The following is a 25678-nucleotide window of genomic DNA, read 5'->3' as shown; positions in this document are numbered from 1 at the left end:
TTTTTTTGGGAAATTATGTCCAGATTCTTTTTTAATGACCGCAAACAGCTGGTTAATGATGCCATTGAAGGTTTAGTGTTGTCTGCGCCGCATGGCAATCTTGTGAAGCTGGATATCGATCCGGCTATTCGTATCGTCGCCCGCGGCGACTGGGATAAATCCCGCGATGCAACCCGCCGCAGTCTGTGGCGATCTTTTTGCCTCGCCAAGCGTCGACGCCGTGCTCAACGCCATCGTGGCGGTAACCGGCGACCGCGGCTGCCTGCTGATTGTGAAAAACTACACCGGCGATCGCCTGAACTTTGGTCTCGCGGCAGAAAAAGCGAAACGCTACGGCCTGAAGGTGGAAATGGTGATCGTCGCGGACGACATTGCGCTGCCGGACAACAAACAGCCGCGCGGCATTGCCGGAACGGCGCTGGTGCATAAAGTTGCCGGCTACGCCGCCGAACAGGGCAAATCGCTGTGTGAGGTGCGCGACATTGCGCAGAAGGCCTGCGACAGCGTGTTCAGCCTTGGCGTGGCGATGGAAACCTGTAATCTGCCGGGCAGCGATGATGAAGAAGGGCGCATCAAACACGGGCAGGTGGAACTGGGGCTGGGGATCCACGGCGAGCCGGGCGCCTCGACCGTTGACAGCCACAACAGCAAAACCATCGTTGATACGCTGGTGGCGCCGTTAAAAGAAAAAGTGGGCGATGCCCGCGTCGCGGTGCTGATCAACAACCTCGGCGGCGTGTCGGCACTGGAAATGGCGCTGCTGACCAAAGAGCTGGCGCACTCGGCGCTGAAAGATCAAATAGCGTACCTGATTGGCCCGGCGCCGCTGGTCAGTTCCCTCGACATGAAAGGCTTTTCGCTGTCGCTGCTGACGTTAAATGCCGGATTTGAAGCGGCGCTGAAAGAAGAAGTGGAAACCGTTGGCTGGCAGAAGCCTGTTGCGTTTGCGCCACTGAAAACGCTGAAGCACGGAAAAATCCATGACAGCGTGGAAGCCACGCCGTCTGACAACCCGCAGGTGAAGGCGCTGGTGGCAACGGCAACGCAGACGTTAATCCACCTTGAAAACCGGCTGAACGCGCTCGATGCCAAAGTCGGCGACGGCGACACTGGCTCCACCTTTGCCGAAGGGGCGCGGGACATCGCCCAACTGCNCAACACCGCGCAGCTGCTCCAGCTCATTGGTGAGCGGCTGGCGACGGTGATGGGCGGCTCCAGCGGCGTGCTGATGTCCATCTTTTTTACGGCGGCGGGGCAGTCGGTGCAGGATGGCAAAACGTTGCCGGATGCGCTGCTGAACGGCCTGAAGCAGATGAAACACTACGGCGGCGCGGATCTCGGCGATCGCACGCTGATCGACGCGCTCCAGCCTGCGCTGGAAGCGTTGCGTGACCGCGATCTCTCCGCGGCCATCGCGGCAGCGAAAGAGGGCGCAGCGCGCACGGCGACGATGCAAAAAGCAGGTGCCGGGCGTTCGTCGTATGTGAATAAACAGAATCTTGACGGTGTGACCGACCCGGGCGCGGTCGCCATTGCTGAGGTGTTTGCTGCGATAGGGCAGTAATGTGTGGGCGCCTTCACCACACATGAAGGCGCCAGTCTTTGGTTTACTTCACGTCCGCCAGCGCGGTTTTCTCCACGTAGGGCTTCATCAGCGAGTCAGCTTCCTGCTGCGCGGCGTTAGCGGCCGCTTCCGGCGTAACTTTCTGATCGTTTACCACCGCCGCCAGCTGGTTTTCCATCGCCTTACGTACCGCCACGGTTTCATAGGTGGAGTACCACGGATGGGCGTATTTCAGCTGATCGAGAGCAATCGCCGCGCGGGGATCCTGCTGCAGATACGCTATCATTTCCGGCGTGTCGTAAGACGCTTTGCGCGGTGAGAAATAGCCGGTAAAGCGGCTCCACTCGCCGTTCACCTGCGGGCTGACCAGCCAGGTCAGGAACTGGTACGCGGCTTTTTTCTGCGCGTCGGAAATGCCTTTGAAGCTCACCAGGCTCGCGCCGCCAATCGGCACCGCGCGCTGCTGTTTGGCAGGCAGCATCGCTACGCCCAGCTCGAAGTCTTTGGCGTTTTCACGCATAAAGCCCAGCGCGCCGGTACTCAGCATCGCCATGCCGACTTTGCCGGAGAAGAACGCGGCGCTGATCTGTTTTGAGTTCAGCACGCCGGACGGCATCACGTTGTCTTTATAGATCAGATCCTGCCAGAAGCGCAGCGCGCCGATGGTGGACGGGGCGTTGTAATAGACTTCGCCTGGGTAATCTTCGTTAAAGAACTTGCCGCCGTTGGCGCGGACCAGCGCAGAGAAAATCCATCCGCCGTAATCGTCGTTCGTGGACGGCAACATGATCCCCCACTGACCTTTGCTCTCATCGGTAAGCTTTTTGGCCGCCGCCAGCAGTTCTGCCCAGGTTTGCGGCGGTTGTTTGATCCCGGCCTGATCGAACAGTGTTTTGTTGTAATAGAGGATCGGTGTTGAGTTATGGAACGGAATGGCGTAGGTCACGCCCATCACCTGCGCGTTTTTATGCATCGCCGGCCAGAACTCGTTCAGCAGGAACGGGCCTGCTTTTTGATTGCCGAATTTGAACAGCTCGTCCATCGGCAGGATTTCGTCTTTCAGCGCCAGGTCGGTGGTGAAGTTGGCGGACATGATCACCAGCGCGGGCGGCTGCCCGGCCTTCTGCGCGGATTCGGCTTTGATTTTGGTGGTGTCGTAGTTACCGGTGAAAATGCCGCGTACTTCAACGTCCTGCTGCGAGTCGTTGAAGACGTTAATCACGCGGGTCATTTCCATTGTCAGCTTGCCGTCGACCGGCGCCGGGAACATAAAATCGATTTTTTCTTTTGCCAGCGCCGTACCGCTAAAGGCGAGTACGACGCTAACGGTGAGCGCCTGCAACTTCTGTTTCAGGGGCTTAAGCATGATGGTCAATCTCCTGGAGTAAGTTGTGCTGTTTCTCAGCATGAAAAAGATGAATGTCCGACGGCGAAAAGCCGAGGGTAAGGGTGTCGCCTTTGTCGGGCACCGCCCCGCGATGGCGGCGGCTGTAGCGCAAGGTGCCGACAGGGGTGCTGACGTGGAGCAGGTAATCGGCTCCCATCAGTTCTCGTTGCATCACCGTGGCGGGCAGAACGAGCTGATCGCCGGTGGGGTGNGCGGCGGCAACGGGTACGCCACTTCGCCAGCCTGCACCCGGCCTTCCGCGCAGGGCAGCAGCACGAGGTTCATCGCCGGGGAGCCGATAAACCCGGCTACGAACAGATTTGCCGGGCTGGCGTAAAGGTGTTCCGGCTTGCCCACCTGCTGCACGTGGCCGTTGTTCAGCACCACAATGCGGTCAGCCATCGACATCGCTTCGGTTTGATCGTGCGTCACGTAAATGGTGCTGGTTTTGAGCTGCAGATGCAGCGCCATAATGCTGTCGCGCACTTCGCTGCGCAGACGCGCGTCGAGGTTGGAGAGCGGTTCGTCCATCAGGAACAGCCGCGGATTGCGCACAATCGCCCGCGCCATCGCCACACGCTGGCGCTGACCGCCGGAGAGCTTCGCCGGTTTGCGGTCGAGCAACGTTTCCAGTTGCAGCATCTGCGCCACCCGTTCGAGGCGCGGCTGCCAGCTGGCTTTCTCTTCTTTGCGGATCTTCATGCCGAAGGTGATGTTGTCGCGCACCGACAGATGCGGAAACAGGGCGTAGTTCTGGAAAATCATCGCGAAGTTGCGCTCGCGCGGCGACAGCGACGTGATGTTTTCTTCCTTCAGCCAGATTTCGCCGTCACTCACCGTTTCCAGCCCGGCGAGCAGGCGCAGCAGCGTGCTCTTGCCACAGCCGGACGGCCCGACCAGCACCACGAATTCCCCGTCGCTAATCTCCAGCGACAGCGCGTTCAGCGCCGGTTTGCCGTCGAATGCCTTACAGATATTGTTCAGTCTCAACATGGCAATCAGCGCTCTTCCGTCGGGCAACTGGTACTTTCGTCGTACAGCCACGGCCCGGCGTAGTGCGCCAGCGAGTGCTGGTAGCTGACCCATTGCTCGCCCACCTGACGGTGCATCATGCACGACGGCGGCGACATGTCGTAATACGGGCGCGTGTCTTCATGGTGATACGGCACCTGATGCACAGTGGCAGGCAGGGTGGCGATTGTCGCCTGACGGTATTGCGTCAGGGTCAGATTGTGGTTGTGGCCACAGAAGATGCGCACCAGCGACGGAAAACGCTCCACCAGCGCCAGCAGACGATGACCGTTTTCACAGGCGATCGGGTCCATCTGTGCGTTACCCAGCGGNCAGCCAGCCTTTCGAATGGCCCGGCAGGCTGGAGTCAATAAACAGCAGGCGGGTGGCGAAATCGTCCACCGCATAGCGCATGTTTTGCGGATCGTTACCCAACTGCGGGCACAGTGGGTGCAGATATTCGAGGAAATGGGCTTTGTCGTCATGATTGCCGGGGATCAGCAGCAGCGGATACTGCAGTGCGCCGAGCGTCTGGCGGGCGACAAGATACTCTTCCGGGCGACCGCAGTTGACGATATCGCCACTCACCACCACCGCGTCCGGGCGTTCGCGCNTGCCTGAAAACCCGAAGCTTCTCAGGAACTGTTTCTGGAAGACGATAAACGCCACCATCAGCGGCAGGCAGACCATCAGCGTCCCGGCGCCGATCATTCCCCACTGGCCGCCGGATTCCGCGCCCATGGCGAAAGAGACGAGGCCAACGGTCAGCACCTGTTTGTCCGGATCGTTGAGCATCATCAGCGGCCATAAATATTCGTTCCAGTGATNNCCGCCTCTTCCAGCTCTTTTGGAATGGCGAGGAACGCCTGACGCATCAGGAACACGCCGAACGCCGAGGTGAAGTAGGGCATCATCACGCCGGTCAATGTATTGAGCAGGCCGAAGATGTTGAGGGTCATCATGTTCGGCACCATCATCACCACCGGCATGATCATCAGCTGCACGAGAAACAGCAGGAATAGCGTCTGCTTGCCGCGAAACTCATGACAGGCAAAGACGTACCCGGCGGTGGTGATGGTCAGCAGTTGCACGGCAAAGGTGCCGAACGCGAAGATGATGGTGTTGGCGTACAGGCTCAGCCAGTTCGCGCTGCTCCAGGCGTCGCGGAAGTTGTCAAAGGTCAGCGGGAAGCGCGGCAGCACCGAGGCCATATCCTCGCCAAAGGTGCTGGTGCTGAACGCCGACGACAGCATCCACAGGAACGGGCTTATCCATAGCAGTGCCAGGCAACTCATCAGCACGCTCAGCGTGACTGTTTTTGAGCGGCGCAGGCGCAGCCACAGCGGATGCGAGGCGTTCTGCGTACGGGTAATAACCGGCGAGATTTCAACGCTCATGGTGCGCACCCCGTTCCAGTAATTTCAGGTTAATGAAGGAAAAGGCGAACAGCCCGGCCAGCGTCAGGAAGGTCGCGGCGGAAGCTTTGCCGAGGTCGTGGGTATCCCACGCCAGATTCTGGATGTAATAAAGCAGCACGCTGGTGGCGTTGTCCGGCCCGCCGCGCGTCATCACCGCCACATGGTCAATCTGCGTAATGGAGTAGATGAGCGCGGTGGTCACCACAAAGCTCAGCGTCGGGCGCAGCAGCGGCAGCGTGACGTTGAAGAAGATTTGCGTCGGCGTCGCGCCTTCCATCATCGCCGCTTCACGCGCCGAGACCGGAATGCTCTGCAACCCGGCGAGGAAAAACAGCATGTAGTAGCCGGCGAATTTCCACACCCCAATCAGCGCCAGCGCATACAGGGCGCTGTTGCTGCGACCGAGCCAGTTGTTGTTCATCGGCCCGAACAGCTTCGCCAGATAGTAATCCAGCATCCCCATGCCCGGCATAAAGATGAACAGCCACAGCGCCGCGGCGCTGACCATCGGGATAATCATTGGAAAGAAAAAGGCGGTGCGTAGCCAGCGGTTAACGCGGTGGTTCTCCCACAGCGCGACGGCCAGCAGTAACGCCAGCGCCACGCCGGGCACCACCGTCAGCAGGATATAAATCAGGTTGTTCACCAGCGACTGCCAGAAAACGGCGTCATCAAACAGGCGGAGAAAATTACCCATGCCGACGTACGGCGCCGCATCGCCCGCCATGCGGGTATCGAACAGGCTGTCGTACACCGAACGCACCAGCGGGAAGTACGTAAACAACAGCAAAAACAGCAGGGAAGGCGACAGGATAAGCCAGGGAAGCCAGGTTTTTTTCGTCATCATCTACGGGCTCGCTAAGGCGTTTCAAAGCCACCCAGTGTGGAAAAGATTTACTGCAAAACCATGGCGGTAAGATGATGATTTAATGAACAGGCGGTTTTTGGCCCTCTCAGGGGAGAGAAGGCCGGAAGGATCAGAAATCCGCTTGCAGCACCACGCGGTAGCGCGCTTTGCCGTCACGCAAGTGTTTCAGCGCGTCGTTGATTTTCGACATCGGGAACAACTGCGTGGTCGGCGTGACGCCGCTGCGCCCGGCGAACTTCATCAGCTTGCGCAGTTCCGACGGATTGCCCGTCGCCGAACCGGAGACGCTGCGATCGCCCGCGATCAGGGTAAACGCCGGGACCGGCAGAGGNCGCCGATACCGATCACTCCCACGCGGCTGGTGGCCGTGACGTGATGCATCAGCAGCGGTTTAAAGACGGTGATACCGCCGCAGAGCATTGGGCCCGCGCTTTCGATATCAATGTTTTCCGGCAGCGGGATCACCCATTGCCAGTCGGCGCGCAGCTTATCAGCAAAGCCGCCGCGGTTGATGATGGTCGGCACTGCGCCTTCCAGACAGTTGATCTGATTGCCGCTGATACAGGCATCACAGTGACCGCAGCTGCGCGCTGTCCAGCCCACGCCCACGCGCTGACCGACTTTCAGCCCTTTGCCCTGCGCCGCGCTGCCCAGCGCCGCCACGCGACCAATCACCTCGTGGCCCGCGACCAGCGGATACTGCGACATGCCCCATTCGTTGTCGATCATCGACAAATCCGAATGGCAGATCCCGCAGTACTCCACCTGCACTTCCACATCGTCCGCCGTCAGTTCACCCGCGTCGTACTCCCAGACTTCCAGATCGGCGCCCGCGTGTTTTGCGGCATAGCTTTTTATAATCGTCATCATGCTTTCCCGTTGTTGGTGTTGAACAGGAAGTGTAGAGCATGCGCGAGGCAGGCGCTTTGGCAGAAGGAGGCATAGGGGTGGGGCTAACGTGCGGTTGATTTCACCAGCAGCGCGTTCAGCCAGGTTTCGTCGCGATCGGGGCGTTTATCCTGCGTTTGCCACGTTGAAGAGAGGCGGATATCCGGTAGCCCGGCAGCCAGTGCATCCAGCCCGGCTTCGTTCAGATCGGTAAAATGACGCCCGTCTTTCAGCCGCTCGCCATCACCGTATTTAAACGACACGTACCAGACACCGCCCGGTTTTAAGGCGCGCGACAGGCGCTGCATCACCTCCGGCAATGCGCCTCGATCAACATGCAGCAGCGACGCGCAACACCAGATACCGTCATAGCGTTCGTGATCATTAAGATCCGCAAAGGTCTGCTGACGCACCGGCAGCCCGGTATAGTTCGTTGCCAGCGCGACAATTTCCGCTGTGGCGTCGAAGGCATCAACGTCAAAACCCATCGCTAAAAACGCTTTGCTGTCACGGCCCGAACCGCAGCCTGCATCAAGTATTTTGCCCTGCGGCACCACTGCGGCCACGAAGGGCGCATACAGCGAGGACATATCCACGGCAACCGTGGCATCAAAAAAGCTGTTCGCGTTTTGTTGGTAATAATGAATCGTCATCAGAAAGTATCCGGTCCGGCGGCCTGAGGTTCCCATAGATGGAACAGTTCCTGCTGTGCAGTGTTCCAGACCCGGTTCAAAAAGTCACCCCGCCGTTCAGGCGTATTGCCCGTCTGCTGAATCAACGTCTCGCGAAGCGGCAGATGGCTGTTAATAAAATACTCATTCCTGTCGTTCAGGCGTTTTAGCAACTTCAGCGATGGAATATGAGCGAATTTTCCCTGCTTGCCGCGGTTGCAGTGCTTACAGGCCAGCACCAGATTCCATACGCCATTAATATTTGCCACCTGGGTACGCGCCATCCAGGGGATAAAATGATCGACATCCGCCAGATTTTCATCGCCCGGCTCAAGGCTTATCGGTGCGAAACAATAAAAGCAGTGCCCTTTCTGATAGCCGTTAAGGCTGTCGCGACAGCTGGTAATCGTCACCCGACGGTGGTTCATGGTGCTGAAAAGTTGCTTTTCTTCGGCATCGTATTCGATGGCGATCAGGTTGCGTGATACGCCCATCGCCCATGCCTGCTCAACCAGACGCCACCGGGCGTCGGTTTCATGGATCAGATTCTGAAACTGCTGGCGTTCCGTCAGCCGGTAAAAGTTATCCGTCAGGCGAATACCTTTGTGGGTTTTTCGCTCGTCGATGAAAAAGCGTTTCTCGATTTCACCCTGATTGACGTTGTGAAACTTATCCAGCACCACGCTGAAACCTGTCTTCACCGTCGCAGCGATCAAGATGTTCTGATCGATTTCACCGCTATTAAAGCTCCCGCAGGTATTCAGGTACTGACTGTTTTTCGCGGTGATTTGCTTCGGTGCCTGCGCCAGATGGCGGCACAGATGCTGACTGAAGGGCAGGGCAAGATCTTCGAGCAGGATAAGGTCGCTGCCATCGCGTTTAACGTCATATAACGCATGCGCCAGCGCAAACTTGTAGGATGCGACATTTTTGCCAAAGAGGATGATGCCGCGCCAGTAGTTCTCCAGCGTGGGATCGACCTGATAGAAACGCATGCTCAATCCTGATCAATGGATGGGGTGAATAACAACAACCAGTAACAGGATCAGATACCAGACGGATGCAAATGTAAACCACAACGATCACGTTGCATCGTTTTGCGAGGCGGATTCAGGAACGAGGACAGCGAAACGGACGATGCTGAAATTTTCGGCATTCAGAAGCGGTTAGGCGGGCGACCCCTTGCACGAGGATCCCCAACAGGTATAATACACCGGCTATCAGCATATCCCCTTCAGTGCCGGAGTGGCGAAATCGGTAGACGCAGTTGATTCAAAATCAACCGTAGAAATACGTGCCGGTTCGAGTCCGGCCTTCGGCACCAAAAGCATGTAAATGGACCTCAATTGAGGTCTTTTTTTATGTCTGAAATCCGCGCTACACAAGGCTTTCCCAGCTTTTCCCCTCGACTGAAGTCAATCTGAGTCAACCTACATCAACAGACTTGTGAGTATACTAATGAGTATATTTGCCGATTCGATATTGTTTGTATACTCACGATATACCAATGGAAGGAGGACCATTATGGCCCTAACGGATACTAAAGTTCGTTCTGCGAAACCTGAGGAGAAAGAGTATTCACTTGTTGACGGCGACGGCATGTCCTTACTTGTAAAACCTAACGGCTCAAAGTATTGGCGATTTCGTTTCCGTTTTGGCGGTAAACAACATTTGATGGCGTTCGGTGTCTATCCCGAAGTTTCACTAGCGGATGCCAGAAAGAAAAGGGAAGAGGCCAGAAAGTTGGTAGCTGCTGGTATCGATCCTCGTGAGCATAAACGTGCTGTGAAAGAAGAGCAGGCGAAAGAGATTATTACTTTCGAGAAGGTTGCCAGAGAGTGGCTTGTGACCAACCAAAAATGGTCGGAAGATCATGCTCATCGCGTTAAAAAGAGCCTAGAGGACAATATCTTCCCGGCAATTGGTGCTCGCAATATTGCTGAACTAGGCACCCGCGATCTATTAATTCCCATTAAAGCCGTGGAGACATCTGGACGTCTTGAAGTGGCTTCCCGTCTTCAACAGCGCACCACGGCCATCATGCGTTATGCGGTGCAAAGCGGTCTAATTGATTATAACCCGGCGCAAGAGATGGCGGGGGCGGTAGCTTCCAGTAATCGGCAGCATCGTCCGGCGCTGGAGTTAAAGCGCATTCCTGAATTACTCCAGAAAATAGATGACTACACCGGCAGGCCACTAACCCGTTGGGCAACCGAACTTACTCTGCTTATCTTTATACGATCCAGTGAGCTGCGTTTTGCGCGCTGGTCAGAGATCGATTTTGAAACGTCAATGTGGACCATCCCGCCTGAGCGAGAACCTATTCCCGGCGTGAAACATTCTCAGCGAGGTTCAAAGATGCGTACACCGCATCTGGTGCCGCTTTCAAAGCAGGCGCTGGCGATCCTAAAGCAGATAAAACAGTTCTGCGGGGAACATGAACTGATTTTTATTGGCGATCACGATCCGCGTAAGCCCATGAGCGAGAACACGGTAAACAGTGCGCTACGGGTGATGGGCTATGACACTAAGGTTGAGGTTTGCGGCCATGGATTCCGCACAATGGCCTGTAGTTCGTTGATTGAGTCAGGGCTATGGTCGAAGGATGCAGTGGAGCGCCAGATGAGCCATATGGAACGCAATTCGGTGCGAGCTGCGTATATCCATAAAGCGGAACATCTGGATGAACGCAAGCTGATGTTGCAGTGGTGGGCCGATTTTCTGGATGCGAACCGGGAGGAAACAATTAGCCCGTTTGATTATGCAAAACTCAATAACCCGATGCTAAGCAGGTAAATCGTGTAGAACACCAATTACATACAGAAGGCATCCGGAAGTTAAATTCCGGACGCCTTTTTACCTTTGAAAACCCCAAATTAGAAGAATAACAAAAGACTACGATATGCACGCAATCTGCTTCTGACCGTGCGAGTGAACGTAATATCGGCAGGAAGGCAGGTGCACTCAGTGTGCAGGCACGGGGCAGCAACAGGTTTTGTTACCTGTCCCCCTAGATTAGCCTCGACCTAAACTGTAATGGTAATAGCAAAGATTATACAGATTTTCTTCAGCTTCAGAATCCACAAACTCTGTTGATTAAGGTATCCATTACACCACTTTTATAATCTTTGTATTGAGTTGGCTAATCTCTTTTCATTACCAAATCTAGTAGTGTAAAATCTTTGTTCTATACCATACAGCAAATATTTTAACTCTTCTTCTGATGATATTTCGAATTTACTCTCAGTTGTGTCATATTTAAGTTTTTCAGCACAATAATCATTAATGTAATTCAGCATCTCACCTCTGTCTTCCACTGGCATCGCTGCAAGAGTATCCATAGCTAATGCAATTCTCTTTCGGTTTGGCTTTGATACCTTTTCTACATCATAGTCAGTTGAAAGTACAATGAAGGATTCACTTAAAAACGACTTAACTTCTTCTTCCGTGGCTTCTTTGTACAGAACATCGATGCCTTTAAATATACTTGAAATTGTGGCGAGATTTCTGAATAATAATATATTTCTTTCCTTTAGATATACAGCATCAGGTATATGATTAACAATCAAACGCCCTTCATTTTCTTCTATTTCTGCTGATTCACCAAAAGCAATTGTTTTTCTCTTGATAAACAGGGATGGAGTTATTTTCTGAAAATAAAAGTCTTCATCCTGATGAGAGAATATATATGAAATCTTCGTGAAATATTTTTTTGTTAAATCGTCGAAGTCCTTTGAATCAAATTCATCCTTAATGCATGATAAGCAGAATGATTGCTGACTAAAATTATCAATTTTGAACCATGAATCTTCATCAAGATTATGGTCAGGGTTATATGGAATGAGGCTAAGAGTAGATAAATCTAAAGCGTCAAACAAAGTGTAGTCTGATACCAATTTAAAAAAAGGTTTCTTACGAGGTCCTTTTACTTTCGCAAAAATGTTATTCATTATTTTTTCCTTTCGATAAAGGTATAGTTGTTTATTCTAAATGCAACGGGGATCTTGATCTCTTTGGGGGTTTTGTATTTATGACGACTAATTAAAAAAATGGATGCGCCGCTCTTGTTTTTAATGTTATAAAACTCATATCTAAACAGTAGAAATAAAGGGTTAAAGTATAATGCTTGAGACATAAAGGTAAAAGTAAATAAAACGGCATAAACAAAAAACAAGGCTGACCAACTAGTTATACTTAAAGCTACAAAAAAATAACCAAGATAACTTGGAAGAAATGAGTTGTTCGCATGCTCCACAGAAACTACTTCGCCTTCTTTAAACTCATCCTTGCCCAGTCTGGAACTTAAAAACAAACTAATCCAAGTTAGTAATATGGGGATTAGCATGTAAAATACGTATGATGTCATTTGTGGTAATAAACTCAACCAATGACTGTGTTCAAACCCTTGGAAAAAGTAATAAAGAGTGTACTTCTTTTGTACAAAGAAAATTATAGCCAACAACGATGTTGCGTTAAATGTTAAAAGAACTCTAAAAAGGAAATTTATTATCATAATGTTTTCCTGTGTTAAATAGTGCGTACAATTATTTTATAGTATATCAATTAATCATTTACTTTCCACCTACAATATTTCGCTCAACCGGTTAAATATATCAATAGCGAAGCCCCAATTGGGGCTTCGCTACCCTCAGAACCCACGCATTCCGTTGATAAAAGTATCAATCACGCCACAAACCTTGTCATATACACGTTTAAGCACCATCTTCCTTTCAAGGATCTTTGGTGTCCACGTTAGAGCCCTGGCTACCTCGTCCTCGCGTGGGGTCACATCTGTAAAGAGGTAGTTATCCAGTAATGCGGTAACTTTGCTTTCATCAAGATTTTCTTCAGCACATAGCGTTGCAACCGCTTTACGCTTTTCACGTTCAACGTAGGTTTCAAAGGTCTGGGTGATATCTTCATCATGCGAAACATTCAGCAGATTTTCTTCGATGAAATTATCAATCAGTTCGCGTTTGCTGCGCAGCGTGACGTCACTGTCAACGATATCCATGACCTTCTTCTTCTGCTTCTGCTGCGCTTCAGGTGGCATAGCCTGGATGCCAGCCAGTAGCCTCAGGATATAGCCGACATTAATTTCATCCCGATGAATTAGTGTCACTTCAAAATCGACCTCATCCAGAATCGAGACTTTATCTTTGCCAGTGCGTTTTTTCACCTTGTCATAAATATCGAGATATTTACTGGTGTAATCGGCAAGAGTCTGATCCGATAAAGGCTTACTCACTTCATCAAAATCAGCAAAGCTCTCCAGGATATTCTTCAGTCGCATCATGTCACGGAAAGCCGTCACAAAAGCAAGCTGAGCTTTTTCATCAGAGAGGCTGTCCACGCTTTCCACTGTAGGTGTCAGGGTCAACAAGGTATCTACAGCAGCCTGATAGTCGCTCAGGTACTCCTCAAAAGGCTTAACAAGCACGACTGAAGATGCGTCTTTGTTCGAGAATAACGCTATGGCATCATCAGTGGCTTTCTTGAGATTGCGGAAACAGACGATGTTACCGTGGCTTTTCTTCTCATTAAGAATACGATTGGTTCGGGAGAATGCCTGTATCAGCCCGTGGTAACGCAGGTTTTTATCAACGTAAAGCGTATTGAGAGCAGGGCTATCAAATCCCGTCAGAAACATATTGACCACCAGCAGGATATCAATTCCTTTATCTTTGGTTCGTTGTGCAATGTTTTTGTAATAATTGTAAAAGCTTTGCGAATCATTAGCTGAATAGCTGGTGCCATACAGCGTATTGTAATCTTTGATGAAGCTGTCTAGATGATCCCGGCTCGAGATATCGATTTTCCCGCCTTGAGGCAGGCTGATGTCTTCTTCATCCAGTAAGCCGTTAACCGCTTCCTTATCGCTTTTGTCCGCTTCGTTTGCTGCATAAGTAAATATTGTTGCGATACGCAGCGGCTTGTAATCTGGATCGGCCTGCTGAAGCTCTGTTTGTTTGTCTTTAAAGAGTTTGTAGTATTTAATCAGCATGTCCACCGAGCCCACGCAGAACATTGCGGTAAACTCACGGTTTCGGGTCTTTGCATTATGGTGAGCTAGGATGTAGTCGGTTATCTTGCCCAGCCTGATATCGCTTTCCATGACCTCTTTGGTGTCAATATCTTCCACATCGATATCGATCTCATTACTGGTTTCTTTACGGCGATATGTTCCTACATACTCCACGGCAAAGCGCAATACGTTCTCATCACGGATGGCATCGACAATGACATATTTGTGGAGGCATTTGTCAAACAGCATTTCAGTAGTCTGCTTGATACCATTGGTAATATTGACGTTATCGGCAAAAATCGGGGTCCCGGTAAATCCAAACAGTTGTGCATTTTCAAAGAAACTTACGATAGCCTTGTGAGTTTCACCGAACTGACTGCGGTGGCATTCATCAAAGATAAAGACAATACGTTCCTTACGCAGGTGCTCCAGCTGTGCCTTATATCCTTCATGGGTAATGGCATTGTTCAGTTTCTGAATGGTGGTCAGTATCAGTTTACTGTTGTTGGCCTTTAACTGCTTAATTAGTGTACTGGTATTGTTAGTGGTATCTACGCTGTCTTTAGCGAAACTGTTAAACTCTTTGGCTGTCTGATAATCCAGATCGCGACGATCGACAACGAAAATAACCCGATCAACTTCAGGCATGGACATGATCACCTGACTGGCCTTAAAGCTGGTTAAGGTCTTCCCGCTACCTGTGGTATGCCAGATATAGCCATTACGGGGTTTGCCCTGTAGGTGAAGACTGTCCTTAACATGGCGAATCATCGCCTCACAGGCATAGTACTGATAGGGTCGCATGACCATCAGGCACTTACGGGTTTCATTCAGTACCGTGTAGTGAGTGATCATTTTTGCAATGTGACAAACTTTCAGGAAGGCTTCTGTAAACTTCTCCAGCGACTTAATGGGTTCATTTTTCTCGTCTGTCCAGAAAAAGGTCTGCTCGAAATGGTTAGCCCGATTATTAGCGTAATACTTAGTATCAACACCATTACTGATAATAAACAACTGAACATACTGGAACAGACCACTACCAACCCAGAATGCATCCCGATGGTAACGGTCAATCTGATTAAAGGCTTCTTTCAGGCCCAACCCACGTCTCTTAAGCTCTATCTGTACTAAAGGCAAGCCATTAATCAAAAGCGTAACGTCAAAGCGCGTTTTACGAGTGTTTTGCTCGGCATTAAACTGCTTGACCTGACGAGTGACTTGAAACTCGTTCTGGCACCATTCGTCTTTGTTGATAAAGCTGAGCCATTTCTCCGTACCATCATCACGCAGCAACTGGTAGCGATCGCGCAGGATTCTGGCACGATCGATCACTTCATTGCCTTTGGTCAGATGCAGGAAAACACGGTTAAATTCGCTGTCGGTGAGTGGGGCAGCCTCCAGCCGATTATGAATCTCGATCTGCTTGCGCAGGTTGGCTTTCATACTGGCTTCGTCTGTAACATTCACCAGTTCGTAGTGCATCCCCACCAGTTGGTTGATCAGCTGCGTTTCTAACTCGTATTCGCTTTGCGTTGCCATCAGTATGTTGTGCCTTTCGTTGTTATGCGGGTCTGGATCTGGCCGAGCCGAATTATTTTTATACAAACATTTGCTGGAGCAGGCCTTGCTTCCAGATTTTTAATTTGTCTAGTTCCTCCTTTTTTAAAGTGAGTTTATGATCGATAGAAGAAAGAAAATGTGAAATCTTCAATTGTTCCTGTAAGCAAGGAACTTTAACTTTTATAGTTTTTAATTGAGCATATTTTAGATTCCATGTGTCAGATGTCAGTCCCTGAGAGTGCTTTTGAAACTCAAAAATCATTTTGTCCGTTTTGAACATATAACTAAAAAAAATACTACTATGTTTACTATTACCTTTAAGAACTGTATATGCGGGGCTAACAATACCATCAAAGGATGACACACCACTCGCACCTTGCCACATTCTCATTGAGTTGTAAGCAATATCACCACAGTATACTCTCAAATAATTACTTTTATCGTAACTGGAATTATTCTTTCTGACTGTCTCATCAAATTTTTGGATACCTCCATTAATAGAGATAGATAGTAATTCCTCATCTCCGAAAGCTCTTTCTGTACGTTGTTCAAATACATTACCTAAAACTAGTTCACTCCATTGAGAAAACTTATCTTCCTTATCATCTTTAAAGAAAATTTCTTGACAGAAAATCTTTTGCATTGCTCCTTTTTTATACAGATTCAATAAGACATACTGTTTGTTTAAAAGTGCTATTTTTTTATCAATAGAAGACAAAAAATCAGCAATTTTATTTTGCTCTTCTAATTCAGGGAAAAAAGCCGTAACCTTGCCTAAAGATTCTTGTCCAATATTATATCTGGTGCTACCGCCGCTTCTCTGGGTTAAGTCTTTTCTCAATATGTCAGTTTTTAATTGATAATTTATAAAAGCGCTATTTAGCTTAACTAACGGCCTGCCTCTGATTACAAAACCACCAAATAAGACAGGGTTAGTATCAGCATATACATTAGCCTGCCCAACTTCTTCTCTTGTTTCCGAACTACGCTGAAAAAGTATATCGCCTTGCTTTACTTGATAAGAAGATATCTGCTCATCTGTGGCTTGTACACTTTCTTGAATCGTATCGAATGTAATTTTATCATTATTAATGATATCTAGAACATTAATAAATTTAATGCCATTTCCATACATCTCTTTGCTGGCATTGAGTCCATTCTTAAATGAAAAAATATTTTCCAGTTTATTACTATACCAATTTTTACTAAAACCTTTAAATCTTAACTTTGGCACCATCATTTTTTATCCTCCGCCTGTACAAATGGCGCATCGATCCCCAATTCTTTACAGAATCCAGCAATGGTCTTATCGATCTGAGCCACTTTTCCTTCCAGCTCACGAATCTCATGTGCTATCGCATTGAGGTCAATTTCATCTTTTGCTTCAAAGGTATCGACATAGCGCGGGATATTGAGGTTGTAATCGTTGCTGCGAATCTCTTCCAGCGTCGCAATATGGCTGTACTTCTCTTGAGCTTTCCAGTCGTTGTAAGTATCTGCAATCTTGTCGATATGTTCCGGCAGCAGGCGATTCTGAGTTTTCACCTTCTCAAAGTCGTTGCTTGCGTCAATAAACAAAATACCGTCGTTGTGTTTACGGCACTTACGCAGCACCAGCACACAGGTTGGGATACTGGTACCATAGAAGATATTCGCAGGTAGCCCGATAACGGCGTCAATACAGTTCAACTGTTCAATCATGAACTTGCGGATGTGTCCTTCTGCCGCACCACGGAATAAGACCCCATGAGGCAGAACCACCGCCATCGTGCCGTCATCTTCCAGGTGGTAAAACATATGTTGCACAAATGCCATATCCGCTTTACTGGACGGCGCGAGCTTACCGTATTGCGCAAAACGGTCATCGTTCATAAACAGCGGACTGGCGCTCCACTTGGCCGAGAACGGTGGGTTGGCGACAATCGCATCAAATTTCAGATGCGTATGCTGCGGATGCTCCAGCGTATCCTCCTGCATGATTTCAAAGTCAGCATAGTGAACACCATGCAAAATCATGTTCATACGTGCCAGGTTGTAGGTGGTGCGGTTCATCTCCTGACCGTAGATCTTACCTACGGAAGAGGCTTCACGTTTTACACGCAGCAGCAGAGAGCCAGAGCCACAGGTCGGGTCATAGACGTTTTTCAGTTTGAGCTTATGTGTGGTAACAATTTTTGCCAGCAATGTAGAAACTGGCTGCGGTGTATAGAACTCGCCTGCTTTCTTACCTGCACCGGATGCAAACTGACCAATCAGATACTCGTAAGCATCGCCCAGAATGTCAGAACTGGCTTCACTCAGGTTAAAACTCAGTTTGTCGAGTTCGGTGATAACCTTTCCAATCAGCTCATTTTTGGCTTTGGCAGTATTACCCAGTTTGCTGGAGCCTAAATCCAGGTCTTCAAACAGGTTGCTGAAGTCATCAGCGGAGTCAGTGCCCAAGGTGCTTTGCTCAATATTGCGTAAGGTGGTAGCAAGATCTTCGAGGATAAAACCTTCTCCAGCACCTTTCTGATCTTTCGCTACACGCTGAGCCATGGTGTGGAACAGGTCAGTTGGGGGCAGAAAGTAACCCAGCGTCTGAACACTGTCGTCTTTTACCGCATCAATGATGTCCTGATAAACCGGATGCTCAGCTGTCAGCTCGTTATACTTAATCCCGTCTTCCTTCAGGATTTTGTTGGCATAGGTGACAAACTTCTCGGAAAGATACTTGTAAAAGATGAAACCAAGGCAATAGTCACGAAACTCATCGGCATTCATCTTGCCACGCAGGGTATCTGCAATATTCCAAAGGCGGCTTTGCAGTTCACTCAAATTTTGCGCTTCAATCTGGGGCGACATACTTCTTCCTGTTGTTCTTGTAAGTCCCGGTTAAGGGATAGTTACTGAATCATATCACTGAGCTGGCTCAGGATCTGTTGTTCGTTTAGTACGGCCAAGCGTTCCTGGTAATGGCGTTTTTCAATGGTCGCCAAATAGAGCCCACCGATTGCCTTCTGCTTATTAAGAGGAGGCAGCGTTGCAGTAAACTGACGTACCTCAGTAAGAGACAAACGCAATACAAACGTTGACCCCTGCGTTGCCATAGCTTGCTGGCGGCGGCTCTCCCTGCTTTCATTGAAGTGCCAGACAAACCACGCAGGAATAACCTTCCGGCTGTCAACTTCGACCCTGACATAGTTATTACTGAGCAGACGTCCGGCATGCTCAGGGCTGACGATAGCAGCCTTACCATGAATCAGGCTTATAACTACATCTCCCGTCTGGACTGACAGAACCGCTTGAGTGGGGCGTACAACCTGTTCTTTATCACCGTTGATAGTAGTACCCGGTTGCCAGCAGTCACGCATAAATTGCTCGGTAGCATAAAAGCGACATGCTTTAGCCTTATCATTCTGTCTGATACGACTGACATGCGCACCGGGAGTAAATGAAGCAACGATGGAATAGGGTACTGGCTCAGTTTTCATTGAATAAACTTAAATTACAATGCGTGTGGTGAGTCTATCAATCCGGGTGGTGAAGTCAACTGAATTTAAATTTATTACGTAAAATTCTCGTTTTCAGACTAGGTAGAAAGAGCTACGTTGGCGAGTTGTATGTTAGTGGCAGGCAGCACATCAGATACGCTACAGATTGTACCGAGCTAGTTTTCGTCCTCAGGTTTGGGGAGACAGCCTATGAACCTCGGCTCCGTACTGTAGAGCCCGGATTTACATATTCTGCAGTACTTATTCCCCTGATATTCGGTATCACACAGCACACAATGCCATTCCTGAGGCGGTCTTAAATTTTTGTCCACGGAATACACCACCTGACGGAGCTTCTTTTCTCGAGCCCGTGCTTTTTCCTCAGGGTCCACCCATGCGCATTTCATAAGCCGTTGATGGGGAATGGAATGCGGTATGTGTTCAAACCAGGGGGCTTCTCCTGCTTCGCCTGTACGCAGGAGTAATTCACTGGCGCATGTCCAGTGCCCTGCATCATCACCGGCCTTAGCGGCTTCTTTGGCATTAACAAACTGATTACGGATGTTGTTCGCCAGATAACATTTCAGAATTCGCATGGTACAACTCCTCCCGCAGCAGGTAATCCAGTCGCTGCTGACGGGGAAAAAGGTAAGGGGGTTAGTTAGCAGTGACTTCGACACTGTGGTCGCCAGTACGGCAACTCATGCAGTAACGTTCGCCGTGGTACTCGCTGCCGCACTCCGAACAGTGCCAGTCGGCCTTCCGCACTATCGGTAGGACATCCGGGACGTAACGGCGCAGCATGCGTATCCGCCGCGCTTCTTTCGGCTCAGGGTGTACGTACGGGCAATGGTGACGACCGTTCTCGGTCAGGTTTTCCCATGTATGTTCAAACCACGGGCAGTTAGTACCCCATTCAGGGTGGAATACCAGGGCGCTGCCGCAGAGGTGGCAGGTATAGTGGGCGTAAGGGTAAAGCTGTGCGGTGGTCGCGCCCGTAAGGCGCTGATTGCCGTCAAGCGCGATAAAAGATTTGGCGTAAATCGTCATAGTATTGGTCCTTTGCCGGATGAAGCGCAGGCGTAAACCATCCCGGGGAGGGCAGCAGTGCAGGTCATACGACTGGTGGCGTTAAATCAGATGGGGAAGGTGATTGCTTCGATAGATTACTGACGGGAGTGTGCGATGCGTTGCTGCAGCCAGGCTTCCACTTCGCTTTCAAGCCAGCGGGAGCTTCTGCCCAGCTTAATGGGCTTTGGGAACGCCCCGTCTTTAATCAGTTTGTAGAACCATTTGTCGGTTAAGCCAGTGAGCTGTGTAATGAAGGCCATATCAACAAATTTGTCGCTGAGAAGGCTACCAGGTGTGGTCATCGTTTTTTCTCCGTTGGTGGTAAGGGAGAAGAAGCCAGGTATCCGAATGCTGCAGACTTCTTCAAACGATGTGCCCGTGGCGTATTTTTTAACTGATACTCATCTTCCCCTTATCAGGCGTGGCCTTCCTCCACGCCCCCTAGGCTTAATCTCACTCAGCCAGCATGCCGGGTTTGCAAGCATCTCTTTCTGCTCGAGCTTTGCCAGATAGCTCACGATAAACGCCAGATCACGATAGCCTTTGCGATCTGAGTAGTGCAGGCATCTTGAGCCATTCACTTTGTGGTAAATTTTTTTCTGGCAGTTTTCAAAGATACCCTCGCCGTTTGTAACTTCTCGCCACTCTTCGGCAATCACTCTCGCAGAACGGTAGGAATTCCGCTTACGCTGGCCATCCAGGTAGAACACCGCGTGAAAATGAAGACCATGCTGACAGGTGAGCTCCATCACCCATGCATAGCCAATGACGGTATTAGTCCGCATTACTCTTTCAGCCAACCGGTACATGTCCATATCCCAGTGGTCCCGATAACGGTCGGCATAACGTCTGCTGGTCGTCTTATAAGCGAAATCCATACGTAGCGGGATGATGTCAGAGTAACGCTCCCGAAGACTTTCCATGTGGTCTGTCAGGTCAGTGAATAATTCATCATCTATGGTGAAATTCGGGTTAGTTCGATATGTCATGTCGTCTCTCTCAATGTGGTTAACACTGGATGTGAGAGATACTTCAGATTTGAATCACTCAGGGACATGTGGAGTGGTAAGTCTGGTAGTGAGCTCTAAAGGGGAAGGTGGAAAGGTGATTAAGAGCACTTCTTTAAGTAAGAATAATAATACCTAAACGCAGTGAAATATTCTGCTTCACTGTACATGCTTTACTTCTTCTATGGGAGACCTACGGGAAGAGATTGATGCTTGAGCAGGATCGCTCTCCTTCAGACCGGAACGTGAGCATCATGAGTGGAGAAATTGAAAACAGTGAAAATTGAAGGTTACTGGCTAAAACATAGTGATTAATGAGATTTAAAGCATATTTTTTCGACATGAAAAACGGTATTTTTAGACATGTTTTATAGGTTTTTGATGTATAAAAAACCAAGATTTTAAACATCATTATTGAATGCGAAAATGAAGGAATTGGCATAAAGTAAGCTGTCGCGATGTCGGCATCAAGCGAAGGTCGTTGAAGAGACAGGAAAAGGACTGTGATGAAAAAAACGCCAGATTCAGAAGAAAATGCTAAATGGAGAGACATAGAGAAACAGAAAGATCAGCGTCTTGCGACGGGACTTTCCCCTCTTCCTTTAGATGAACTTCGATTTTTCAATGTAGAACCTGCTGATGTGGGAAAGCGATGGAATGACGTTATCTTTGGTGAAATCGCTGATGCTTATACTCTGATTCAGTTCAATAAGAAATCAGTCCAGGATTCTGATTCCCGGGAGAGGGGCTACGAGCCTGCAAATTTTCTCCTGACGCTTCTGCGCGAAAATATCAGAAAAGAGCTAAACGAAAGGAAAGCGAAGGGACAACCCCCACAAAACTTCAGCACCAGGCAAAGAGCAGACAACGAAGTGGTCCTTGCCAGGCAATACCATCACAGTTACTGGAGACATAAGTTCAGTCACCCGCCTGAGGCTGAATATCGGCGCGAACTCAAGATTTTGCTCAATGATAAAAAGAAGGTTTTCACCAGCCTGCAGCAGCATTATTGCGTTATGCAGGAAAAAGCCAGAGTCAAGAAAAAGAAACTGACATTGCTTCCATTATCCATTTTTCTTGAGAGAGAAGAGATGGAGCATTTCGATGCTGGTTCGGCTTATAAGCGGCTGAAAGCTCGTGCGGCATTGCTTACCAGGCAGTTTCCAAAGGTTTTGAAAATACTTCGGCACAGGTCACCCTATGTTAGTTTTTTAGGATACTCAAAACTGGTCATGGTAACTGATACGGCTTTTGAGCCTTTTCTGCATGTTATTTTTTACCTTTCAGAGGGTGACCTCAATACATGGTATTCTCATGATATTAGCAAAACCTGGGGTATTATCAGTGGCTGCCGGGTCAAAGTTCACTACTACTCCTTTACCGGCGAACTTGCAGAACCTCCAAATCATGTCATGAAGAAAATCGCCGATACTCTCCCGGACTATGAATTGCATTATAAAGACGTATTGTTGCCCTTTAGTTCGGAAGATCCCAACAGGGACGAAGAAGCAGCTATCACCATTAGTGAAGTTAAGCAAAAAATAGCTCATCTTGAAGAGTACCTTCAGAATCAACTTCAAAACCAACAGGTTAAAAAGAAAACTAATGGGCAGTTACGCGTTCATAATCAAATTAAGGAGTTGAATAAACTGCTAAAAAGCATAACGGAACGAACTGAAAATAAAAAAAATCATCTTAATTATATGGCCCGCGTAGCAAAAAATTATAATGCAATACCGGGTGTAACGACCTTTACTCAGGCTGGTAGCTTTACTTATGACAATCAATACTCAAATGAGAAATACCTCGCCCGGAAAGAACGAAAACAGCCCAAAATAATAACTGGTTCAAATGGCGGAGAAGATAAAGTAATTAGTATNCCGCCTCTGCTGAGATCTGGGAGATTCCAGAGGGTATAATGTACGATGATATGTAGTACTCGTTACTGGCGGGGCCGAGGGCTATTGCTGAAGTTCTGGATTAAAAAAATCTAACTTATATATCATCTTACTGAATTTACTCACGTTTCACTTCAACAGGCCATCCCCACCGGATGGCCTTTTTTCATTCAGAGGCCGATATGAAACATCCCTCAGGCTATGCCCTTATTCGTCGCCATCTCCGGTGTTATCCGCGCTCACTGCGCCAGCATTTGCTGCAGGAGCTTAACCGGCTGGTCACGTACGAACCCGTGATTGGCATTATGGGCAAAACCGGTGTCGGCAAATCCTCGCTGTGCAATGCGTTATTCCGCAGTGAAGTCTGTGCGGTCAATGCGGTTGAAGCCTGCACCCGCCAGCCACAACGTATACGACTGCGCTTCGGGAGCCATTTTCTGACGCTGGTCGATTTGCCCGGCGTGGGTGAGAGTGTCAGCCGCGACGATGAATATCGTGAGCTGTACCGCGAACTCATGCCACAGCTCGATATGGTGCTGTGGGTGCTCAAAGCCGATGACCGGGCTTATGCAGTGGAAGAATACTTTTATCAGAATGTATTCGCGCAGTTCAGCGCACCGCTGCCGCCGGTGCTGTGGGTGTTAAACCAGGTGGACAAAACCGAACCTGCGGAACGGTGGAACTGGTTATCGGCTCAGCCCTCAGCGTTACAGGCAGAACGTATTGCGCAGAAACAGCAGGCGGTGGCCCGTCAGTTACAGATAGCAGAAATTAATATTCTGCCGGTCTCGGTCCGGGGGCGTTACCGTCTGTCGCGCCTGGTGGAGGCGATGATAACCCGCCTCCCAAAGCAGGCCCGCAGTCCGCTTGTGCCGCACCTGCAGACCGGGTATCGCACCACCAGCATCATCAGCACCGCCAGCAACAGCTTCGGTGATGCCGTGGTGGAGGTTATCGATAAGGTCATTGACCTGGCCCCGCTGCCGCAGGTGGCCCGTTCGGCGCTGCATGCGGTGACCCACACCGTCGCCCGCGCGGCACGCTCCCTGTGGGGATTTTTCTTCGGTTAGATAAAAAAGTTCATCACTGTCGATAAGCATTTTCGCTTCATCACGATCAGTATCGCCGATCGAACAGATCGATATTCATCGCTGTACCTGATAAGTCCCGCAGTTACATAATCCACGGGGAACCGTGTCATTACGTTATTTCTTCATTAAAAATCAATGCGATGACTCGCAGGAGTTGTCACGCCTTAAGGAACTTACATGACTAAATATTATACCGTTGCTGCAGCCATGACGCTGCTGGCAGCCCTGTCCTCAACGGCCGCAGCGGCTGAAAACGACATCATTAAGGTCGATATTCAGAAGAACATACAGGGTATCAATGTCACCGTTACGGCTAAAACTGATACCGTTGTGATTAAGAATATTGACGTCAACCGGGGCAAATGTCCGCTGCTGACAAAGGGAACCATCACATACCAGGGCAAACGACTTGAGGGATGGGTGGCGCAGGGTGCGACCTTCACGCCCACCACGATGCATTTTGCTGACGGACTGACCTGGCATTTCGGCCATACCTACCTTCAGCCACCGGCGGGCGTGGTCTGCAGCTTCCTTGAAGCCCGTGTATTCACCGACCATGGCACCTTCACGGTGACCGAATAAACAGTCTTTAGCATCGACCTCTAATCTCCCCAAATTTCTCATTGTTTGGTAAAGGAAAATTTTTATGTCATTCAAATCGATAGTCCCCCTGGCCCTCGTACTCTGTTTCTCCGGTCAGGTGCTGGCGTTCGGTAGCCACGACACATGGACGAGCGGCTTCGCACAGGGTACGGCGGAATATACCATCCTCGGCAAGGGGCAGTCACAGTTGTATCTCGCCTGCGACAGCTCCGGTTCACAGGCCGCCACCATCATCTTTACCGACGCAAACGGCCATCAGGTCAGCATGGACAGCGGTCAGACCCTGACGATGAAAATTGATAACGAAGAAGAGGCAAATATCAGCGAAAGCGACTCTCACGTGGGAGAAGACAACCTTATGTGGGCGTGGAACAAGCTGCGTACCGGTAAACGTGTGATCGTTTCCGGCTCTGGTGCAAAACCGGCGGTCTTCACGCTANTGCAATACTCGCTGAACCAGCCTCCGTAATAACACTTCTGCCGTAAACAATCTTTTAGCCAACACTACTCCACGCTCTGCTCATTCGGGCAGGGCGTTTGTTTTTGTACCAATTATCAGGAGCGCACTGTGCAAAACACTGACGATACGCCGTTACCACCCGGCCCTTTCACCCGCCAACAGGCTGAAGCCGTGGCGGCACTTTACTGCAACATCACCATTGAAGACGACAAGGGGAGCCATTTTCGGCTGGTGATCCGTGACCGCGACAGTCAGTTAATCTGGCGGGCATGGAATTTTGAATCGGATGCCGGGGAGTGGTTTAACCGTTATCTGGTAAGCCATGGGCTCCCCCAGAACTGACGCACCACGGGCATCACCCGCACACCAGCCAGTACACCGACAGACCATGCGCCCGTCAGGGCGCATGGTCTTTTTGTTTATACCGTGACATTGACCATGAGGAAATTAAGTATGAGATTAGCCAGCCATTTTGGTCGGGTGAACCAGATCCGCCGCGACCGTCCCCTGACCCGTGAAGAACTGATGCAGGTTGTTCCCAGCGTCTTCGGGAGCGACAGGCATGAGTCCCGTTCAGACCGCTATACCTGGATACCGACCATCACCGTACTTGAAAACCTGCATCGCGAAGGTTTTGAACCGTTCTTTGCCTGCCAGAGTCGCGTCCGCGATCAGAACCGACG

19 protein-coding genes, 1 tRNA gene and 6 pseudogenes are annotated in these 25678 nt (G+C 49.9%); 8 read left to right on the top strand and 18 right to left on the bottom strand.

Going from position 1 to position 25678, the window contains the following annotated elements; genetic code table 11:
• Window positions 1-15 precede the first annotated feature (15 nt).
• Window positions 16-1564 (top strand): annotated as a pseudogene (locus tag GM30_RS12235) (dihydroxyacetone kinase subunit DhaK).
• Between the two features lie 43 nt (window positions 1565-1607).
• Here GM30_RS12235 and GM30_RS12230 read toward each other — a convergent pair.
• From GM30_RS12230 to GM30_RS12195, 8 genes and pseudogenes are all read right to left on the bottom strand, one after another.
• Entirely contained in the window at window positions 1608-2930 is a 1323-nt protein-coding gene (locus GM30_RS12230; RefSeq protein ID WP_049848842.1) for an ABC transporter substrate-binding protein, read from the bottom strand.
• Window positions 2923-3944, bottom strand: a pseudogene (locus GM30_RS12225) (ABC transporter ATP-binding protein). Before GM30_RS12225 ends, GM30_RS12230 begins: the two are co-directional and overlap by 8 nt.
• 5 nt (window positions 3945-3949) lie before the next feature.
• Window positions 3950-4574, bottom strand: a pseudogene (locus tag GM30_RS26600) (metallophosphoesterase); the annotation flags it as partial.
• A pseudogene (locus GM30_RS12215) lies at window positions 4572-5359 on the bottom strand (carbohydrate ABC transporter permease); the annotation flags it as partial. The pseudogenes GM30_RS26600 and GM30_RS12215, both read right to left, overlap by 3 nt.
• Window positions 5349-6224, bottom strand: a complete 876-nt coding sequence (locus tag GM30_RS12210) for a carbohydrate ABC transporter permease (protein ID WP_049848930.1) — start codon at window positions 6222-6224, stop codon at window positions 5349-5351. The pseudogene GM30_RS12215 and the gene GM30_RS12210, both read right to left, overlap by 11 nt.
• 133 nt (window positions 6225-6357) lie before the next feature.
• A pseudogene (locus tag GM30_RS12205) lies at window positions 6358-7115 on the bottom strand (NAD(P)-dependent alcohol dehydrogenase).
• Window positions 7116-7201: 86 nt separating this feature from the next.
• Entirely contained in the window at window positions 7202-7789 is a 588-nt protein-coding gene (locus tag GM30_RS12200) for a class I SAM-dependent methyltransferase (protein WP_049848841.1), read from the bottom strand.
• The gene (locus tag GM30_RS12195; protein WP_049848840.1) at window positions 7789-8802 is read right to left on the bottom strand and encodes an HNH endonuclease; all 1014 of its coding nucleotides are present in this window, start codon (window positions 8800-8802) and stop codon (window positions 7789-7791) included. The genes GM30_RS12200 and GM30_RS12195 overlap by 1 nt, the downstream gene beginning before the upstream one ends.
• A gap of 244 nt (window positions 8803-9046) precedes the next feature.
• Here GM30_RS12195 and GM30_RS12190 point away from each other — a divergent pair.
• Together GM30_RS12190 and GM30_RS12185 are read left to right on the top strand one after the other, a co-directional pair.
• Window positions 9047-9131: transfer RNA gene (locus tag GM30_RS12190), tRNA-Leu, on the top strand.
• Between the two features lie 200 nt (window positions 9132-9331).
• The gene (locus GM30_RS12185) at window positions 9332-10603 is read left to right on the top strand and encodes a tyrosine-type recombinase/integrase (protein WP_049848839.1); all 1272 of its coding nucleotides are present in this window, start codon (window positions 9332-9334) and stop codon (window positions 10601-10603) included.
• A 323-nt stretch (window positions 10604-10926) separates the two neighbouring features.
• Here GM30_RS12185 and GM30_RS12180 read toward each other — a convergent pair whose 3' ends face one another.
• The 10 genes from GM30_RS12180 to GM30_RS12135 all read right to left on the bottom strand — a co-directional run bounded on the left by GM30_RS12180 (window position 10927) and on the right by GM30_RS12135 (window position 20925).
• The gene (locus GM30_RS12180; RefSeq protein ID WP_049848838.1) at window positions 10927-11757 is read right to left on the bottom strand and encodes a hypothetical protein; all 831 of its coding nucleotides are present in this window, start codon (window positions 11755-11757) and stop codon (window positions 10927-10929) included.
• The gene (locus GM30_RS12175) at window positions 11757-12320 is read right to left on the bottom strand and encodes a hypothetical protein (protein WP_049848837.1); all 564 of its coding nucleotides are present in this window, start codon (window positions 12318-12320) and stop codon (window positions 11757-11759) included. The genes GM30_RS12180 and GM30_RS12175 overlap by 1 nt, the downstream gene beginning before the upstream one ends.
• Window positions 12321-12455: 135 nt before the next feature.
• On the bottom strand, window positions 12456-15371 hold the full coding sequence (locus tag GM30_RS12170; protein ID WP_049848836.1) for a type I restriction endonuclease subunit R: 2916 nt from the start codon (window positions 15369-15371) through the stop codon (window positions 12456-12458).
• Window positions 15372-15429: 58 nt separating this feature from the next.
• Window positions 15430-16632, bottom strand: a complete 1203-nt coding sequence (locus tag GM30_RS12165; protein ID WP_049848835.1) for a restriction endonuclease subunit S — start codon at window positions 16630-16632, stop codon at window positions 15430-15432.
• Window positions 16629-18236, bottom strand: coding sequence for a type I restriction-modification system subunit M (locus GM30_RS12160; RefSeq protein WP_049848834.1), 1608 nt, complete (start codon window positions 18234-18236; stop codon window positions 16629-16631). Before GM30_RS12160 ends, GM30_RS12165 begins: the two co-directional genes overlap by 4 nt.
• 41 nt (window positions 18237-18277) lie before the next feature.
• Window positions 18278-18865 carry a restriction endonuclease subunit S domain-containing protein gene (locus GM30_RS12155; RefSeq protein WP_049848833.1) on the bottom strand — a complete coding sequence of 196 codons (588 nt, stop codon included), beginning with the start codon at window positions 18863-18865 and terminating at the stop codon, window positions 18278-18280.
• A 176-nt stretch (window positions 18866-19041) separates the two neighbouring features.
• A complete protein-coding gene (locus GM30_RS12150; protein WP_049848832.1) occupies window positions 19042-19461 on the bottom strand; it encodes a putative zinc ribbon protein in 420 nt (139 codons plus the stop codon).
• 61 nt (window positions 19462-19522) lie between these two features.
• A complete protein-coding gene (locus GM30_RS12145; RefSeq protein ID WP_049848831.1) occupies window positions 19523-19915 on the bottom strand; it encodes a putative zinc ribbon protein in 393 nt (130 codons plus the stop codon).
• 116 nt (window positions 19916-20031) lie between these two features.
• Complete coding sequence (locus tag GM30_RS12140) at window positions 20032-20238, bottom strand: helix-turn-helix transcriptional regulator (protein WP_049848830.1); 207 nt, start codon at window positions 20236-20238, stop codon at window positions 20032-20034.
• 99 nt (window positions 20239-20337) lie between these two features.
• Window positions 20338-20925: an inovirus-type Gp2 protein gene (locus GM30_RS12135; RefSeq protein ID WP_049848829.1), complete on the bottom strand. Its 588-nt coding sequence runs from the start codon at window positions 20923-20925 to the stop codon at window positions 20338-20340.
• Window positions 20926-23023: 2098 nt separating this feature from the next.
• On the opposite strand from GM30_RS12135, the gene GM30_RS12125 reads away from it, so the two are divergent.
• The 5 genes and pseudogenes from GM30_RS12125 to GM30_RS12105 form a co-directional block, all read left to right on the top strand.
• Window positions 23024-23911, top strand: a complete 888-nt coding sequence (locus tag GM30_RS12125) for a GTPase family protein (protein WP_049848929.1) — start codon at window positions 23024-23026, stop codon at window positions 23909-23911.
• A gap of 198 nt (window positions 23912-24109) precedes the next feature.
• Window positions 24110-24514: a hypothetical protein gene (locus tag GM30_RS12120; RefSeq protein ID WP_049848827.1), complete on the top strand. Its 405-nt coding sequence runs from the start codon at window positions 24110-24112 to the stop codon at window positions 24512-24514.
• 64 nt (window positions 24515-24578) lie between these two features.
• Window positions 24579-24974, top strand: a pseudogene (locus GM30_RS12115) (hypothetical protein); the annotation flags it as partial.
• 129 nt (window positions 24975-25103) lie between these two features.
• On the top strand, window positions 25104-25337 hold the full coding sequence (locus tag GM30_RS12110) for a DUF905 domain-containing protein (protein WP_049848825.1): 234 nt from the start codon (window positions 25104-25106) through the stop codon (window positions 25335-25337).
• A gap of 111 nt (window positions 25338-25448) precedes the next feature.
• The coding region (locus tag GM30_RS12105; RefSeq protein WP_155483967.1) for a DUF932 domain-containing protein at window positions 25449-25678 on the top strand (230 nt) is incomplete at its 3' end.

This window comes from Trabulsiella odontotermitis, assembly GCF_001188485.1.
GTDB lineage: Bacteria > Pseudomonadota > Gammaproteobacteria > Enterobacterales > Enterobacteriaceae > Trabulsiella > Trabulsiella odontotermitis_A.
This window is presented reverse-complemented; position numbering and strand designations above follow the sequence as displayed.